Source organism: Bradyrhizobium sp. S69 (assembly GCF_009766005.1).
In the GTDB taxonomy this organism is placed as follows: domain Bacteria; phylum Pseudomonadota; class Alphaproteobacteria; order Rhizobiales; family Xanthobacteraceae; genus Bradyrhizobium.
In genome coordinates, this window is the sequence record NZ_LMUK01000058.1 from 13617 (window position 1) to 27830 (window position 14214).

Genomic DNA, 14214 nt, shown 5'->3' on the forward strand with positions numbered 1-14214 from the left:
CGAATCCGCACCGTCCTCACGAAGTCGCAAGCAAGGCTTGTTCGGCTCTCAGGCAGCCAAACCTCCTCGTAGGTCGAGCCCGTCCGTCCTATCCGCTAGGTAAGTTCTCTGGGGAGATTCTACTCAACTTTAAGTTATTGTTTGATATATATTCATCTTAAGATAAGAAAAATTCACGTATGAGCGAATTAGCGCAACTGAGTAATATAAAAGAAGAGATCCTGTTTTCATGCAGAACGAACCCAAATTTCTTGCTTTTTTACAGTAGGTTATATTTTTGCGCATGGCATGCGAGGAAGCACGGCAATTCCCAGCCATGCGTTCGAAAGCATGACAAGACCCGAACTTTCGGCGATGGTGCGCCCGCAACGCGCCCCCCTAAGCCTTGATCCCGACTGGAGCTCCTTGAATGCCCGCCCCCCGCGCCTCACAGGCCCTGTCCCGCTTTACCGTGCTCGACCTCACCCGGGTCCGCGCCGGGCCTACCTGCGTGCGCCAGCTCGCGGACTGGGGCGCCAATGTCATCAAGATCGATGCCTTGCTGGAGGACGCCGGCGGCGAGCAGCTCGGCGGCGCGCGCCGAGGCTCGGATTTCCAGAATTTGCACCGCAATAAGCGGGCCATGACGCTCAATCTGAAGGACCCCAGGGGCCTCGAGACCTTCAAGCGGCTGGCCAAAAAAGCTGACGTGGTCGTCGAGAACTTCCGCCCTGATGTCAAGGCTAAGCTTGGCATCGACTACGAGAGCCTGCGCCAGATCAATCCCGGCATCGTCTATGGCAGCATCTCCGGCTTCGGCCAGGATGGCCCCTACCACAAGCGCCCGGGCTTCGATCAGATCGCGCAGGGCATGGGCGGGCTGATGTCGATCACCGGGACGCCCGGCGAGGGCCCGATGCGGGTCGGCATCCCCGTGGCCGACCTGACCGCCGGGCTGTTCTGCGCCATGGGCATCCTGACCGCGCTGTTGGAGCGCGACGTCTCCGGCGAGGGCCAGTGGGTGCAGACCTCGCTGCTGCAGGCCCAGATCTTCATGCTGGATTTCCAGGCCTCGCGCTGGCTGATGGAGCAGGATGTGGCCAAGCAGGTCGGCAACGACCATCCGACCAGCATTCCCACCGGCGTGTTCAGGACCTCGGACGGCTACATCAACATCGCGACCGCCGGAGGCAAGATCTGGGAGCGTTGCGCGCAGGCACTGGGCGCGCCGGAGCTGCCGAAACGTCCAGAATACGCCACCGCGCCGGATCGCTCCAGGAATCGCAAGGAGCTCAATGCGGAGATCAATAAGCTCACCGAAAAGAAGTCGACCGATAGCTGGGTCAAGGAGCTGAACGCCGCCGGCGTGCCCTGCGGGCCGATCTATTCGATCGACCAGATGTTCGACGACGAGCAGGTCAAGCATCTCGGCATCGCCCAGGACGTGCCCAATGTCGAAAACCGCCCTATCCGCCTGGTCGGCCAGCCCTTCAAGCTGTCGCGCACCCCCAGCAAGATGGTGGCGCCCCCGCCGGAGTTCGGCGAGCAGACCGAGGAAGTCCTCGCCGAATTCGGCTTCAGCGCCGGCGAGATCGCGGAATTGCGACAAGCCAAGGTGGTGTAGCCGCTCAATGCCGGCATCTCGAAAAACGATGTTCCGGTAAGAAATTGATAATAAATGATTTTTTATGGCGGGCGCGGCCGACGCCAGTCCTGCCGCCCTGCTGCCGATGCTGGCGCTCGGCATTCCCGGCTCCGGCACCGCGGCGATCCTGCTCGGCGGCTTGATGGTGTAGGCTCAATCGCGGCCCGCTATTGTTCGTCGGGCACAAGGATCTCGTCTGGGGCCTGATCGCCTCGATGTATCTCGGCAATGTCGTCGGCCTCGTGCTGGTGCTGACGACGGTGCCGGTGTTCGCCTCGATCCTGCGGGTGCCGTTCGCCGCCGTGGCCCCCATGATCGTGGTGTCGTGCGCCCGCGACTACTTCAAGCGGCACCCCAAGGATCGCTACGGGACCGAAGTCGAAAGCTGGGCCGATATCCAAAGTTATAATATCGAATTTGTAACGAAGCGACTATGAGAGCCGAAGGCATGTGGATGGAGGCGATCCGCTTCTGGTCCAGTATCGCCGTCGACAAGATTGATCCGTCCATGCACGTTCTCTGGTGGGTAGGTCCAGCCGAAATTGCCGATCGGGCTGTCCCGGGTCATTGGGAAGGCGACCTCATCCTTGGTCTTGGTAGCTCGGCAATCGGTACTCTCGTGGAACGAAGCACCCGCTTCACTATGCTGCTGCACCTTCCACGGATGGATGGTTATCAGCAGCGCCCAAACATCAAGAACGGGCCACCACTTGCCGGCCACGGGCCGAAGCGGTCCGCAAGGCCATCGTCCGATCCATGGGCGGACTTCCGGAGCAATTGCGCCAGTCCCTGACCTGGGGGACCAGGGAGCGGAAATGGCACAGCACGCCACCTTGCGCATCGACACAGGGCTGGAGATCTACTTCTGCGATCCGCAAAGCCCCTGGCAGCGCGGCTCGAACGAAAACACCAATGGTTTGCTGCGACACTTCCCCAAGGGCACCGACCTCAGCCGGCACACAGCCAGGGATCTGCGCGCAGTAGCCCATGCCCTGAATACAAGACCACGCAAAACGCTTGGCTGGAAGACGCCTGTTGAAGTCCTCGAACGGTTCCTTATCAAGCATAATAAACCCACTGTTGCGACGACCGGTTGAATCCGCCTTGAACGCCACGATCGGAATGGTGGATCAGGCCGGCGCCAGGCCGCTGCGCCGAGATCGCCATCTTCAATGCTGCCAACGGCAGGTCGGCGCGAAGGTGATCGTCCATCGCCCAGGCCACGATCCTGCGGCTGTACAGATCCATGACGGTGGCCAGATAGAGCCAGCCCTGATCGGTCTCGACATAGGTGATGTCGGCGAGCCAGATCCGGTTCGGCGCGGCGGCGGTGAAGTTCCGCTGGAGCAGGTTCGGGGCGATCGGGAAGTCGTGCGACTACCGGTGGTCCGCACCCACCGTGGCCGTGCCATGATGGCCCTGATGCCGTGACGGCGCATCAATCGCTCGATGCGGCCACGGCTTACCCCGCGGCCCTGAGCCTTCAGTTCGGCGTGGATGCGCGGGCTGCCATAGCGTCCGCCGACCTCGCGATGGACCCGTTTGATGTCGTCGACGAGGTCACGATTGGCGGCGGATCGTTGGCTCTCCTCGCGCGAGCGCCAGGCATAATAGCCGGCCGGCGAGACACCGAGCACGTCGCACAGAATCGTTACCGGGTAGTCGGCACGGCGATCTTCGATGAAGCGGAATCTCATTTCGGAACCCCAGCAAAGATCGCAATCGACTTTTTAAAATGTCGCGCTCCATGCGCAGCCGCTCGTTCTCCGTTGCAAACGGGCGATCTCTGCCGCGTTGTCCGCCCACGGCAGCGTCGCCTGCGTTGTCGGGCGCCACGGAGTCCAATAGTTTATTCTGAACACCGTTTAATTGTACATCCAACGTCGAACCCAATTGACAATCGCGATCCTCCGTGACTGAGTGACCCCACTGTGACCCAGAGAAGACCCTGGCGACGGGGTGGTTACGAATCGCCATCCAGTTCGGCAACCCGCCGCACAGATGTACCTATGACCCCATTTCCAGGGGTGGTTACGAAAGCGAAGCGACAGTGTCGCAGACGCCGATAGATGTATCTACGACCACAATTTCGAGGGGTAGTGACGGCCAAGAGGGCAAGCGATGCGTGAAGTCACCATGGAGCTGTTCGGCCAGGATTTTACGTTTAAGGCCGACGACGACAACGCCGACCGGCTGATCGCCGCCATGCAGGCATCCGAAAAAAAGCATCGCGATATCCGCGATGCCCGGACGGTGTTGCAGGACGCCGGATGCGACTCGGCACTCCTGTACCGCGCCACCGATCCCGTCACGGTGACCAAGGTCTCAAGCATGAGCGTCGAATATGCCAAAGACTCGATCGCCAAACTCCGACCGACCCACTTCAGCGTCGGTGCTGGTCATGATCCTGAAGTTCGGGTTCGCTGATGCACAACGCCCGCACCCCTGTCGGCTCTCCGATGCGGCTCACGCACCCTCCCCTCCCGCCGGGCCAGGTCGCCATCGTCCGCCTCATGCAGGCCGGCCATCCCCTGGTCGAGGGCCAGCGCAGCGACAATGCGGACATCCAGACGTTCGACATCAAGGGCAACAAGGCGAACGGCGTCCGGAAATCCGCCGTCGCAGCCCTGGTCGCGCACGGACTGATCGAGCGCGGCGCCAAGCCGATCGACCAGATCCCGTTCTATTACCGGCACGACATCTATCACTGGTCGCTGACGGCCAAGGGCAAGGATTTCTGATGACCGACGCCGCGCCTCCCGTCATCCGCGACACCGTTCCGCTTTCGGAAATGGAGCCCTGGCGCCAAGAATTCGTGCGCTCTGCGCTGGCTGCCGGGAAGGAAGATCGCGAGGCATCGAAAGCACGAAAATGATCTGAAGCGGTCGCGCGAAATCCGCAGACATCAACGCGTGATGCTGGAGCGCATGGCCAGTGGCCTGCCGATCGACATCGGGCTCAAGCCGCCGACGCTGGCCGACCTGCGGACCTGTTTCATGGGCGAATTCTCCGTGATCCTCGCCACCACGGGAATCCTTGTCGGCATCGAGCTCCTGGAGCAGCTGGCCGATGTCGCGATTGGTGATGTGCGATGCCGGCTTGATGCCGGCTTGCTCAATAAACAGGACGTCAGTCCGCAGTCGGGGAAAAACCTTCGACGCCGTGCAAGTTAAATTTCCGTACGACGATAATGTGCGCGTTCTGCTGCGCGCAAAATACAAAAACGCCTTCTGGGAACACGGCTGGTGGAAACTCCCGAGGGCGGATTTTGACAGCGTCGTGCGCTTTTTTGCGGACCTAAATTATGTCGTCGTGCACGGCAAGAAGTGCTGCACGACCCGCGAAACGCCTCATCATCGCAATCGGGGGCGCGCGATGGCGATCGCTAAGGAAGACGTCGAGCCGGGTTGGTATTGGTGCGTGAAAAAGCGCCAGACGAGCGGAGCCGGACGACCGGATCAGCGTTAGCATCCGGTGAGGGCCGCGGCGGGGTTGCTCGCGTGCAGCGCGACAATGAAGCTGAGAGAGGCGCGTCAATCAGGATGAGAATGCCGGAGGCTTGGAACGCAGGGAGGGCGTAGCCCGACCGGAGTTTCAAGCCTCCGGCGGCGTTTCCTTTGGGAGCGTTTAGCTGATGATCGTGGTCGACCGGGTATGCCGGTGGTTTTTCCGATTTGGGAGGAATCGCTTTGTGCCCGGCCGCCACTTAACCGATCACCAGATGAGGCTCTACATGAAGTTCCGTCAGACCAACCCAACGACCGTCGCGGCGGCGAAGGCGTCAATCAGTATTGCCACGGCCTATCGCATCGAGAAGGAGCCAAAGCTGCCTTCGCAGAAGGCTCCACGAGGACGCCGGCGAACGGATCCGCTCGCGGATATATTTGACGCCGAGGTCGTGCCGATGCTGCAGACAGCCGCCGGGCTTCGACCGATTGCCATTTTCGAGGAGATGCTCCGCCGCCACCCCGAACTGGGAGGCGGCGTTCACCGGACCCTGGAGCGGCGGATCCGCGCGTGGCGGGCCGTTCATGGCGAGGATCAGGAGGTCATTTTCCGGCAGGTCCAGGTGCCGGGACGGATGGGTCTGTCGGATTTCACCGACATGGGACATGCCGGCATTTCGATCGCTGGCCAGCTCCTGGACCACCGGCTCTATCATTTCCGGCTCGCCTATTCCGGCTTCGAGCATGATGGAGCGGTCTTGTTCGAAATAGGCGCGCCGTATCTCGCCGATCTTGTCCACGATCAGCCCTTCCCAACCGACTGAGGCCAAAAGAAAGGATGCTGACACACGACGTCAAAGGGGGGTCGTTATTGGACGCGAAAATCGCCCCTCAAAGGGGCATTATTGCAGGCAAATCCACAGGCACTCGTCACAAACCGCGTTTTAACCTGCCACTCGACGAAATTCCGAGTGGAGACTCGCCAGTCTCGCGTCGCTTTCGAGCAGCCGTTCCGAACGGCCGTAATAGGCCTCACAAAAGCTTTCCGTACAAGTGGCAAGCCGAGCTTCCGTAGAAGGGCCGGCCGTGCGAGCAACGCGTTCGCGTCGGCCGAAGCCCGGCCAAAAAAATGCTCGCTGCCATCGCAGCGAGCATTTTTCGGTCGATCGATTTGGTTCGATCGATCAGTTCCAAGTGTAGCGGAGGCCCGCCTGAGCACCAACGACCTGCGTTGTGGCGAAACCCACGATCGGCGCGCTCGAACCGCTCATGCCGCTGGCATGGCCTTCCAGATAAGACGAAAAGTGGTCGTTCCAGATCACGGTGACCTTCGCGGAACCGCGGTAGCCGATTACGCTGCTCGGGACCAACGGCAGACCTGTTGCGACCAAATTTGAATCGACAATCTGATAGACCGAGCCGGCAATGACGGGCTGCACCGTATAGCCCATCCACTTGGTTTCAATGCCGGCGCGCGCACCACCATGCACTTCCGTCATGTCGGAGACCTCGGCGGCGAAATTTGCTGTATAGGCTTCGGTATAGGTCACACCCACGGTTGGTTCGACGAACATTGTATATGGCAGATCAAACCGGTACTGGGCATTTTCTGTATAGCTGACGGTACTGGCTTCCGTGGCAGGACCCAACGTAAATTCGCTCCGGCTCCAACTGGCCAGCGACGTGAAGTCGGCGGAAAACGCTCCGTTGAGATAGGACAGCGTGCCGGAGCCTGCCGGAGCCGATGTATCGGTTGCAAAATCCCCGATGCGTGTATGCGACCACGAATCGGATCCCGTTCCGATGAACGTCAGTGCGTCAGTTGCGGTGAAAATCCCGATTTTGGTCACGTCGAACGCACCGGTGACGGTCGCAACCGAGGTGGCTGAGCCGAATGTGGAAGATCGGTCGCCGCTGCCTACCAGGTTGGCGCCATAGAGCCAGTTTGAAACCGTGACCGGCGGGGCCTTAGAATAGATGGCCTTGGTGTAGGCCAAGGCGCTGAACGGATCGCCCGCGCCGTTCGCCGCGAACGGATCGTGGCTGTCGAAGTCTGAATCTTCGGCGCCGAAGCCGAGCGGGCGGGACGCCGGCACAAGCCTGCGCCGGTAAATCTGATCGCGAACATTTTGGATGATGTTCTGCACTACGCTGTTGATGATGTCTTGCTGGATGTTCGGCCCCCCGGACTGCGCCGCGGCGGGAAGCGCCGAGATTACGAATAGCGCCGCGACGACAGCTGCTGCCTTAAAGTATTTGGAAAACGTCATAACACCCCCAAAAAAATCAATTTGAAAGTGTAACGTAGTTGTGTACCGATGCTTCTCGCTAGTGCAAAAAGGACACAAAAAAAACTAATTCAGGCAAGGTTGCCGATCGGAGGCTCGGCAACCGCAGCGGTATGGAAACACCATAAATCCATGTGATTTCGATCACTCTGGCGATTTTGTTTTTGCGTTATGAGGTTCGGCAATAGGCTCGGCGCGATGATGCGCTTGAGCCTCCGAAGAGGCACCTCCTTCCGGACGGTTTTGTGCGGCGGGTTGGGTCTGCTCTCGAATTTTTTGTCGAACGTTATCACGGACGCCCTGAATGATATTTTCCCGACTTGACTCAGCCGGATCTTCGCATCGGGCCTGGCCCGCCAGCGCCACGGCGATTGCGAAGCCGAGCACCAGACTTCGGCAGGACTGCAATAAAAATGTCGTCATAAGGTTATCTCCAAATACGGCCGCCAAAGCTGAGATCTTGGTTTCAGCGCAGCGCGGCAGCAATCGCCGCGATTAGTCATCGAACCCCACCGAAACCAATTATGATTGAAGCCCAAACGTCTCTTATTGGAAAAGCCAGCTAGACATCGGACCGGTCCGTGTTCCGTTTTCGCTCTGTCTGCAAACAGACCATCGGGACGCGCTCGCAACGCGGGCCGTTCTCTCGGAAATAAAAACGAATGATCGGAGATAAGGTTTCTGTGATAGTCCGGTATTTTTAGATTCTGCATTGTGGACTTTCATCATGAACAAGCCATTTTCAGCACAGCCGCGCCAACGTTCCAGCCGCATACCCTTAGTCGCGCGACGCGCCGCGAGGTTCGGACTGGCGCTGCTGGCACTTGTCATCGCGTATCCGGCCCAGAGCCGGGCCGACAACAAAATCGCGCTAGTGGTTGGAAACAGCGACTATCGCACAGTCGGCAAGCTGACCAATCCCGTCAACGATGCCGCCGATATGGCGGCCTCGCTAACCCGGCTGGGCTTCACGGTCACTCATCTCGACGATCTCGACTTCAACGGCTTCCGGCGGGCACTGATCGAATTCGGCAATGCGGCAAGGAGCGCCGACAAAGCAGTGATTTATTTCGCCGGTCACGGCGTCGAAATCGACGGCAAAAACTGGCTGATTCCAGTGGACGCGGAAATCAAATCGGAAATCGATGTCTATGCCGAAGGCATTAATCTGGAAACCCTGATCGATATTTCGGTATTGCCGAAAGTGATCGGGCTGGTTGTGCTAGACGCCTGCCGCAACAATCCTTTCATTCCGGAGAAACTGGCTTCCGGGCGTTCTTTGAGCCTGCCGGTCAGTCCGGCCGCACCGAACGCCGGCAAGCCGCCGATAAAGGATGCAGTGGCACCCTCTTCGAAGTCCAGCACGGCTGCGCTTCCGCCGGATATGATAGCGGACAACGGCGCGCACGGGCTGGCGCCGGTCGAAGTAACCGACAACGTGCTGGTGGCCTTTGCTGCTGCGGCCGGCACCACCGCAAATGACGGTGACGGTCGCAACAGCCCGTATTCCGGCGCGCTATTGCGTTATGTTGAAAAGCCCGGCCTCGAAATCAACTACCTGTTCCGCAACGTTCACGACGACGTCGTCAAGGAAACCAGGTTCCAGGAACCGGCGGTTTACGGCACGCTTTCCAAGGACGAGATTTACCTTAGGGAAGCCGAGGCGCGGGTTGCGGCCGACGACGACGATGAAGCCACTGCCGAGAAGCTGGCCTGGCCCTTCGTTCGCACCACCAACGATATCGCGACATTGCACCGCTTCCTGGAGTGGTTTCCATCCGGCGCCCACGCGGCCGAAATCCGTGAACGGATCACCCAACTTGAGGCCGCCGAGAGACTTGCCTGGAGCATCGTCGAACGGCAGCCCTCTTCCTCGGCCTATCGGGCGTTTCTCGATCTCTATCCTTACAGCGAGCATGTCGAGAGCGCGCGCACCACGCTGGCGTTGCTCGAAGCGGCGGGGCCGCAACAGCCGGACGGGCAGGCGGTCGATCTGCCCAAGCCGCCGGCCTCGACCTATCAGGTCGCATCGGTCGATGCCGACAACAAGACATCAAGGGAAAGTTCGGAATCGATCGACAAGGCCTGGGATGTCCTGAAGGATTCGCGCGACCCGAACGTCGTCACCCGGTTTTCCGAGAATTATCCAAGTCTGCGCCGACGTCGCCTGCCGCCCGGCAGCGATTTGGCGTTGCGGCCTGTCAACTCCACCGAATGGATGCTGCGCACGGCGCAGGATGACGATGTTAACGGCTGCTTTGGCGGCGACAGCGAAGCCTGCGTCAAGGCCATCGACAAATATCCTGATTATGTGCAGCTTCGATTCCAGCTCTGTCGGAGCACCGGCCATCCCAACGGCTGCATGCTGGATGCGGTAGAGGACGCCCGCCAGCGCGGCTATCTGGTATCGGCCTTTACCCGCTCGGCGGCCGAAATAGCCCGCAACAATGAATACCGCACCGCCGTGCAACGGGTGCAGCAGGATGTAGGCAACATCGTTAGCGATGTCGTCAGCCAGGTGGTCGGCAATGTCGTGAGCGACAGCGTCGGCAATGCAGTCGGGATCGCTGCGGCCAATCGCGCCATGATGATGCCGCCGCTGGCCGCGATGACAGGCAGCGCCAACGATGCGCTTGCCAGCGCCCCGCTTCTGACGGGATCCGGCAAATGGAACACTCGTCTCGGCACTATCAAGGCATCACTGCCGACCTCCGGCACGACAAAAGCCGCGCCCGGCGCACCGACAGCAGTAAAAGGCGGCACGGTCACGTCGCCGATAACGCCCAGCACAGCACGACTGCCGTCTTCCGTTGTTACACCGACCGTCCACACCCCGACAGTCACCAACGTTGTTCCCAACGCGGCCGGCGGAGCGGCATCGAAAGCGGCCGGACACGCCGCATCGAACGCAGCCGGACATGCCGCTTCGACCGCAGCCGGGCAGGCCGCGTCTCACGCCGCGTCGAATGCGGCCAGCCATGCAGCCACCAACGCAGCCAGCCATGCCGCGTCGAATGCCGCCAGCCATGCCGCGTCGAATGCCGCTAGCCACGCCGCATCGAACGCCGCCAGCCGGGCTGCATCGAACGCAGCGGCGAGGGCCGCTGCCAATGCGGCCAGTAATATTCACATTCCATCCGATATCCGGCTCAAACAGGACATTATAGCGCTCGGTCGCGCCCCGAATGGCCTGCGACTATACCGTTACCGGTACATTGGAGATGATACGTTGTATGTCGGAGTCATGGCTCAAGATGTGGCAAAACGCGTGCCTGCCGCCGTATCGCGCCGCGCTGACGGCTACTTGCAGGTTGATTATGGCCGGCTCGGTATTCAATTCCTGACCTATGAGGAATGGACCAGACGGCATGCTGTTGACGCAACCAACTAACGGCGTGGCGATGTTGCGGCTTCGCGGCGATCCCACATTGCGCGCGGACGCTATGGTTCGCTGCTTGGGCCGCCGGATCGTTGCCACCGCGATCGTGACCGGCATCGTGCTGGCCTGCAGCGCGCCGGCCGAAGCGCTGGGAAATCGAATAGCCCTGGTCGTCGGCAACGCGAACTACAAAAATGCCCCACACCTCTACACCCCCATCAACGATGCGCAGGATCTCGCAACCATGCTGACTGGCCTCGGCTTCGAAGTCACGCTGCGCAACGACACCCGACTAGCCGATTTGCAGCAGGCGCTTCGCGACTTCTCTGAGAAATCCGCCAAGGCCGATATCGCGATCCTGTATTTCGCGGGCTACAGCATCAGCAACGGTCATGACGGCTATCTGATTCCGGTGGATGCGGAGATCGGCGCTGCCGCCTCGTTCCAGAAAGAGACCGTCCCGCTTTACAAAGCGACGCTCGGCCTGGCCAGAGCGCATACCCTTGGACTGGTCATCCTCGACGCGCTGCACGGCAATCCATTCACCGCCCAGCCGGAAAAGCCGGACAGCCGTGACCTCGAAGCTCCCGGCGGTGCCGCAGAGACCTCGCGCAACGTGCTACTATTTTTCGCGACCGGACCGGGCAAAACTGCCGAGGACGGGAAAGGGCGTAACAGTCCGCTGGCCGCGGCGCTATTAAAATATCTTCCGCGGAAGGATCTCGAAATCAGCTTCCTGTTTCGCAACATTCGCGACGAAGTTAGAACATCGACGGCGCAAAAGCAGACCCCGTATATGTATGGCCAACTCTCCCGAGAGAAGATTTTTATTAATGGCAGTCCTACTGCGTCGCCCGGCCCCGCTTCGTCGAGTCTGGATCCTTTCAAGGTGCAACCGTGTGACCAATTGGCTGCGGCGACGGATGATGCGAGCAAAAACCCCGCCGTCAAAGGCATCAACCTAGAGGACATCAAATCCGGTGATGCGCAATCGGCTTGCGCGCAGGCTGTCACGCAGTTCCCGAATGTGGGCCGATTCCACTATCAGCTCGGCCGGTCGCTATTCGCGGCCAAGGATTATCCTGCGGCGCTCAAGAGTTACAAAAAGGCGTTCGAACTCGGCAACATCGCCGCCCTTTACGCCCTCGGTGCGATGTACGACGACGGCATCGGCGTCGATAAGGATCCGGCTCGGGCGCGATTCTATTACGAGATCGCTGCCCAAGGGGAATTCGCGCCGGCGATGGTGAGTCTCGGCGCGCAGCACGAGCGTGGCGTCGGCACCGCGGTGGATCCCGCCAAGGCTTACGATTTCTACCAGCGGGCAGCTGCCCTCGGCGATGCGCGCGCGATCAACAAGCTTGGGGTGTTTGCCGAAAAAGGCCTGGCCGTCACGCAAGACGTGAAGCGGGCCCGCTCGTATTATGAAAAAAGCGCCACATTGGGCGACAGCGAGGCCATGGTCAACCTGGCCCGCTGTTTCGCCAACGGGATCGGCGGGCGCAAGGACATCGGCGCCGCCCGACAATGGCTCGCCAAGGCCGCGTCCGCGGGGAGCGCTGAGGCCAAACAAATCCTCGCCGCAGTGGACAAGCCTGATCGGAAGTAAGCGGTGGGCGTTAGTTTGGCTGTCGATATCCCGCGAAATCCAGCGCGCCTAGGACCGTAGCATCGGCACCAGCTCTTTTTTCACGCGGACGAGCGACGGAGTCACGGCGATATTGATGGCCGAGCGGAAACTGCGACCCTCACTCCCGACGCACATGATCCGGCCCCCGAGGAGCGGCAGACGGTGCCCTACGTTTGGGTGCATCCGGACGAGGAGCGCTGACACCGCGGCTGCTTCCATTGGTCTTCGCGTTAAGTAGTTTCCGCCTAAGCGCGCCGTGTCATTGCAGATTTACTCAGCTCCAAAAATCGCTCGGACGCCCAATGACCGCATGCGAGCGGTCGAGGCACCCCACGGAGCTTCCAGCGCCGTCTCAAGACCATGCCGGCCAAAGGGGTGTGCTGGTCCTTTCGACACCCTCACGGCGTTAACCGATCTCGTCAGCCTTACGCGCGCGCGAGGCCAGCAGGCCGTGGTCTGCGCGTTGCTACGGGGTCGCTCGCCAACGAGAGGGGTCGCGCCAAAAGCCATTGGGTGTCATTCGGCGCGCTATTTAACTGTTTAACCCCTTATCGGCGCCGAAGGTTGACCCCGTCAAGTCTTGCGAAGCCCTTGGACCGTCACCGCAAAAGCATCACGAGTGGGGTCAACGTTGGGATGGAGTGGGCCCTTCGGGGCGGACGGGTTCAGGCCGTTGGATTGACCGTCTGCCGGGCGTGTTGCTTCTCAAATTGTGCGGGGCTGATATAGCCGAGAGCTAAGTGTAGCCTTCGAGTGTTGTAGACGTAGTCAATGAATTTTGAAGATGCTCGACAACTTCGGCGAAGGTCTCGAAGGCCATTGGATAGACACCCTCAACCTTCAGCGTCTTCATGAAGCTTTCGGCCTTGGCGTTGTCGTACGGATTGCCTCGCCGACCCATGGATCCGTTGATACCATGTTGGGCAAGGTAGTCGCGGTAGATCTTGGCAGCGTATTGGGACCCGCGATCCGAGTGATGGACGCAGCCAGGCGGCGGTTGTCGCTTCTCGATCGCGACGGACAAGGCGGCGAGCGTCAATCGCGCGTCGATGGAGCGGCTGATGGCATGACCCACGACCCGCCGGGACCAGGCGTCCAGAATGACGGCGGCATAAGCGAAACCACCAACGATGGTGACGTAAGTGATATCGGCGACCCAAAGTTGGTCGGGTCCGTCAAGCGCCATCGTTTTGGCAAGGTTGGGAAAGATAGGCTGGTCGTGGTCGCTGTCCGTCGTTGTCGTGAAGCGGCGCCGCATTCTGGGCTGGAAGTCATGCTCGCGCATGAGACGGCGAACCTTCTTGTGATTGACGACCATGCCTTGCTGCCGGAGGGCTGCTCGGACCCGGCGCCAGCCATAGTGTTCAAACTCGTCGCAGATCACAGCCATCGCCGCGACGATGGCGGTGTCGTCGGCCGCACGGATCGGTTCGTCATAGAAAGTGGAGCGGGCCATTCCCATCAGCCTGCATCCCTGGGCAACGCTGATGCCGCGGGGCCTACAATTGCGGATATGGTCTCGCTTCTCGGCCGCGCCCGTGGCCGAAGAGCCCCCTTTAGAAACTCCAGTTTTCGAGAGCCTGCTTTCCAACCAGGCGCTCGAGCGCAGCAATGCGGGCTTCGTAGGTCTCGAGCAAGCCTGCGGAAGCGACGTCCTCATCGAGCGCACTTACCTGAAACTTGTCGACCCAAATGCGGATCAGGTTGCGGGAGACATCATGCCGCTTCGCGAGCCCGTGCAGCGTCTCGCCGCTTAGATACTCCTGCGACACCTGTCGTTTAAACTCGACGCTGTGGGTTCGGTGCTTTGCCATGGCCTTCATCCTTTGAAAGCCCGACCGTCCGGT

Annotated in this window: 14 protein-coding genes and 4 pseudogenes; 11 read left to right on the top strand and 7 right to left on the bottom strand. The window is 60.3% G+C overall.

Annotated elements, in window-relative coordinates; genetic code table 11:
• The first annotated feature begins 409 nt into the window (after positions 1-409).
• From GSQ88_RS30810 to GSQ88_RS30820, 3 genes and pseudogenes are all read left to right on the top strand, one after another.
• Complete coding sequence (locus GSQ88_RS30810) at positions 410-1603, top strand: CaiB/BaiF CoA transferase family protein (protein WP_159011721.1); 1194 nt, start codon at positions 410-412, stop codon at positions 1601-1603.
• A 73-nt stretch (positions 1604-1676) separates the two neighbouring features.
• A pseudogene (locus GSQ88_RS30815) lies at positions 1677-1956 on the top strand (tripartite tricarboxylate transporter permease); the annotation flags it as partial.
• A gap of 200 nt (positions 1957-2156) precedes the next feature.
• A pseudogene (locus tag GSQ88_RS30820) lies at positions 2157-2721 on the top strand (IS30 family transposase); the annotation flags it as partial.
• On the opposite strand, the gene GSQ88_RS36245 reads toward GSQ88_RS30820, so the two are convergent.
• Positions 2684-2986, bottom strand: a complete 303-nt coding sequence (locus tag GSQ88_RS36245) for a DDE-type integrase/transposase/recombinase (protein WP_159011852.1) — start codon at positions 2984-2986, stop codon at positions 2684-2686. The pseudogene GSQ88_RS30820 and the gene GSQ88_RS36245 sit on opposite strands and share 38 nt — an antisense overlap.
• A gap of 47 nt (positions 2987-3033) precedes the next feature.
• Positions 3034-3321 (bottom strand): annotated as a pseudogene (locus GSQ88_RS36250) (IS3 family transposase); the annotation flags it as partial.
• A gap of 439 nt (positions 3322-3760) precedes the next feature.
• Between GSQ88_RS36250 and GSQ88_RS30835 the strand changes: the two are divergent.
• The 6 genes and pseudogenes from GSQ88_RS30835 to GSQ88_RS30855 all read left to right on the top strand — a co-directional run.
• The gene (locus tag GSQ88_RS30835) at positions 3761-4051 is read left to right on the top strand and encodes a hypothetical protein (RefSeq protein ID WP_159011725.1); all 291 of its coding nucleotides are present in this window, start codon (positions 3761-3763) and stop codon (positions 4049-4051) included.
• Positions 4051-4365, top strand: coding sequence for a hypothetical protein (locus GSQ88_RS30840; protein ID WP_159011727.1), 315 nt, complete (start codon positions 4051-4053; stop codon positions 4363-4365). Before GSQ88_RS30835 ends, GSQ88_RS30840 begins: the two co-directional genes overlap by 1 nt.
• Entirely contained in the window at positions 4365-4499 is a 135-nt protein-coding gene (locus tag GSQ88_RS36035) for a hypothetical protein (protein WP_283810716.1), read from the top strand. Before GSQ88_RS30840 ends, GSQ88_RS36035 begins: the two co-directional genes overlap by 1 nt.
• Before the next feature lie 40 nt (positions 4500-4539).
• The gene (locus tag GSQ88_RS30845) at positions 4540-4797 is read left to right on the top strand and encodes a hypothetical protein (RefSeq protein WP_210253934.1); all 258 of its coding nucleotides are present in this window, start codon (positions 4540-4542) and stop codon (positions 4795-4797) included.
• On the top strand, positions 4787-5092 hold the full coding sequence (locus GSQ88_RS30850; RefSeq protein ID WP_159011731.1) for a hypothetical protein: 306 nt from the start codon (positions 4787-4789) through the stop codon (positions 5090-5092). The genes GSQ88_RS30845 and GSQ88_RS30850 overlap by 11 nt, the downstream gene beginning before the upstream one ends.
• A gap of 223 nt (positions 5093-5315) precedes the next feature.
• Positions 5316-5858 (top strand): annotated as a pseudogene (locus tag GSQ88_RS30855) (IS21 family transposase); the annotation flags it as partial.
• Between the two features lie 396 nt (positions 5859-6254).
• Here GSQ88_RS30855 and GSQ88_RS30860 read toward each other — a convergent pair.
• Positions 6255-7340 carry a hypothetical protein gene (locus tag GSQ88_RS30860; RefSeq protein ID WP_159011733.1) on the bottom strand — a complete coding sequence of 362 codons (1086 nt, stop codon included), beginning with the start codon at positions 7338-7340 and terminating at the stop codon, positions 6255-6257.
• A gap of 162 nt (positions 7341-7502) precedes the next feature.
• Positions 7503-7781 carry a hypothetical protein gene (locus GSQ88_RS30865; protein ID WP_159011735.1) on the bottom strand — a complete coding sequence of 93 codons (279 nt, stop codon included), beginning with the start codon at positions 7779-7781 and terminating at the stop codon, positions 7503-7505.
• A 304-nt stretch (positions 7782-8085) separates the two neighbouring features.
• On the opposite strand from GSQ88_RS30865, the gene GSQ88_RS30870 reads away from it, so the two are divergent.
• Complete coding sequence (locus GSQ88_RS30870; protein WP_159011737.1) at positions 8086-10749, top strand: caspase family protein; 2664 nt, start codon at positions 8086-8088, stop codon at positions 10747-10749.
• A complete protein-coding gene (locus tag GSQ88_RS30875; protein ID WP_159011739.1) occupies positions 10727-12346 on the top strand; it encodes a caspase family protein in 1620 nt (539 codons plus the stop codon). The genes GSQ88_RS30870 and GSQ88_RS30875 overlap by 23 nt, the downstream gene beginning before the upstream one ends.
• Before the next feature lie 686 nt (positions 12347-13032).
• On the opposite strand, the gene GSQ88_RS36255 is transcribed toward GSQ88_RS30875, so the two are convergent.
• From GSQ88_RS36255 to GSQ88_RS30885, 3 genes are read right to left on the bottom strand one after another with little or no spacing between them, the layout of a single operon-like run.
• Positions 13033-13140 (bottom strand): hypothetical protein, encoded by a 108-nt coding sequence (locus GSQ88_RS36255; RefSeq protein WP_502706784.1) that lies wholly within the window; start codon positions 13138-13140, stop codon positions 13033-13035.
• Entirely contained in the window at positions 13104-14027 is a 924-nt protein-coding gene (locus GSQ88_RS30880) for an IS3 family transposase (protein ID WP_349628248.1), read from the bottom strand. The genes GSQ88_RS36255 and GSQ88_RS30880 overlap by 37 nt, the downstream gene beginning before the upstream one ends.
• Positions 13924-14181 carry a transposase gene (locus GSQ88_RS30885; RefSeq protein ID WP_159011743.1) on the bottom strand — a complete coding sequence of 86 codons (258 nt, stop codon included), beginning with the start codon at positions 14179-14181 and terminating at the stop codon, positions 13924-13926. Before GSQ88_RS30885 ends, GSQ88_RS30880 begins: the two co-directional genes overlap by 104 nt.
• Positions 14182-14214: the final 33 nt, after the last annotated feature.

Excerpts from the sequence above, each read along its gene's own strand:
- GSQ88_RS36035 (WP_283810716.1), top strand. The coding sequence starts at position 4,365 with ATGACCGACGCCGCGCCTCCCGTCATCCGCGACACCGTTCCGCTTTCG.
- GSQ88_RS30860 (WP_159011733.1), bottom strand. The coding sequence starts at position 7,340 with ATGACGTTTTCCAAATACTTTAAGGCAGCAGCTGTCGTCGCGGCGCTA.
- GSQ88_RS30810 (WP_159011721.1), top strand. The coding sequence starts at position 410 with ATGCCCGCCCCCCGCGCCTCACAGGCCCTGTCCCGCTTTACCGTGCTC.
- GSQ88_RS30875 (WP_159011739.1), top strand. The coding sequence starts at position 10,727 with ATGCTGTTGACGCAACCAACTAACGGCGTGGCGATGTTGCGGCTTCGC.
- GSQ88_RS30840 (WP_159011727.1), top strand. The coding sequence starts at position 4,051 with ATGCACAACGCCCGCACCCCTGTCGGCTCTCCGATGCGGCTCACGCAC.
- GSQ88_RS30870 (WP_159011737.1), top strand. The coding sequence starts at position 8,086 with ATGAACAAGCCATTTTCAGCACAGCCGCGCCAACGTTCCAGCCGCATA.
- GSQ88_RS30885 (WP_159011743.1), bottom strand. The coding sequence starts at position 14,181 with ATGGCAAAGCACCGAACCCACAGCGTCGAGTTTAAACGACAGGTGTCG.
- GSQ88_RS30835 (WP_159011725.1), top strand. The coding sequence starts at position 3,761 with ATGGAGCTGTTCGGCCAGGATTTTACGTTTAAGGCCGACGACGACAAC.
- GSQ88_RS30880 (WP_349628248.1), bottom strand. The coding sequence starts at position 14,027 with ATGAGGACGTCGCTTCCGCAGGCTTGCTCGAGACCTACGAAGCCCGCA.
- GSQ88_RS30845 (WP_210253934.1), top strand. The coding sequence starts at position 4,540 with ATGCTGGAGCGCATGGCCAGTGGCCTGCCGATCGACATCGGGCTCAAG.
- GSQ88_RS30865 (WP_159011735.1), bottom strand. The coding sequence starts at position 7,781 with ATGACGACATTTTTATTGCAGTCCTGCCGAAGTCTGGTGCTCGGCTTC.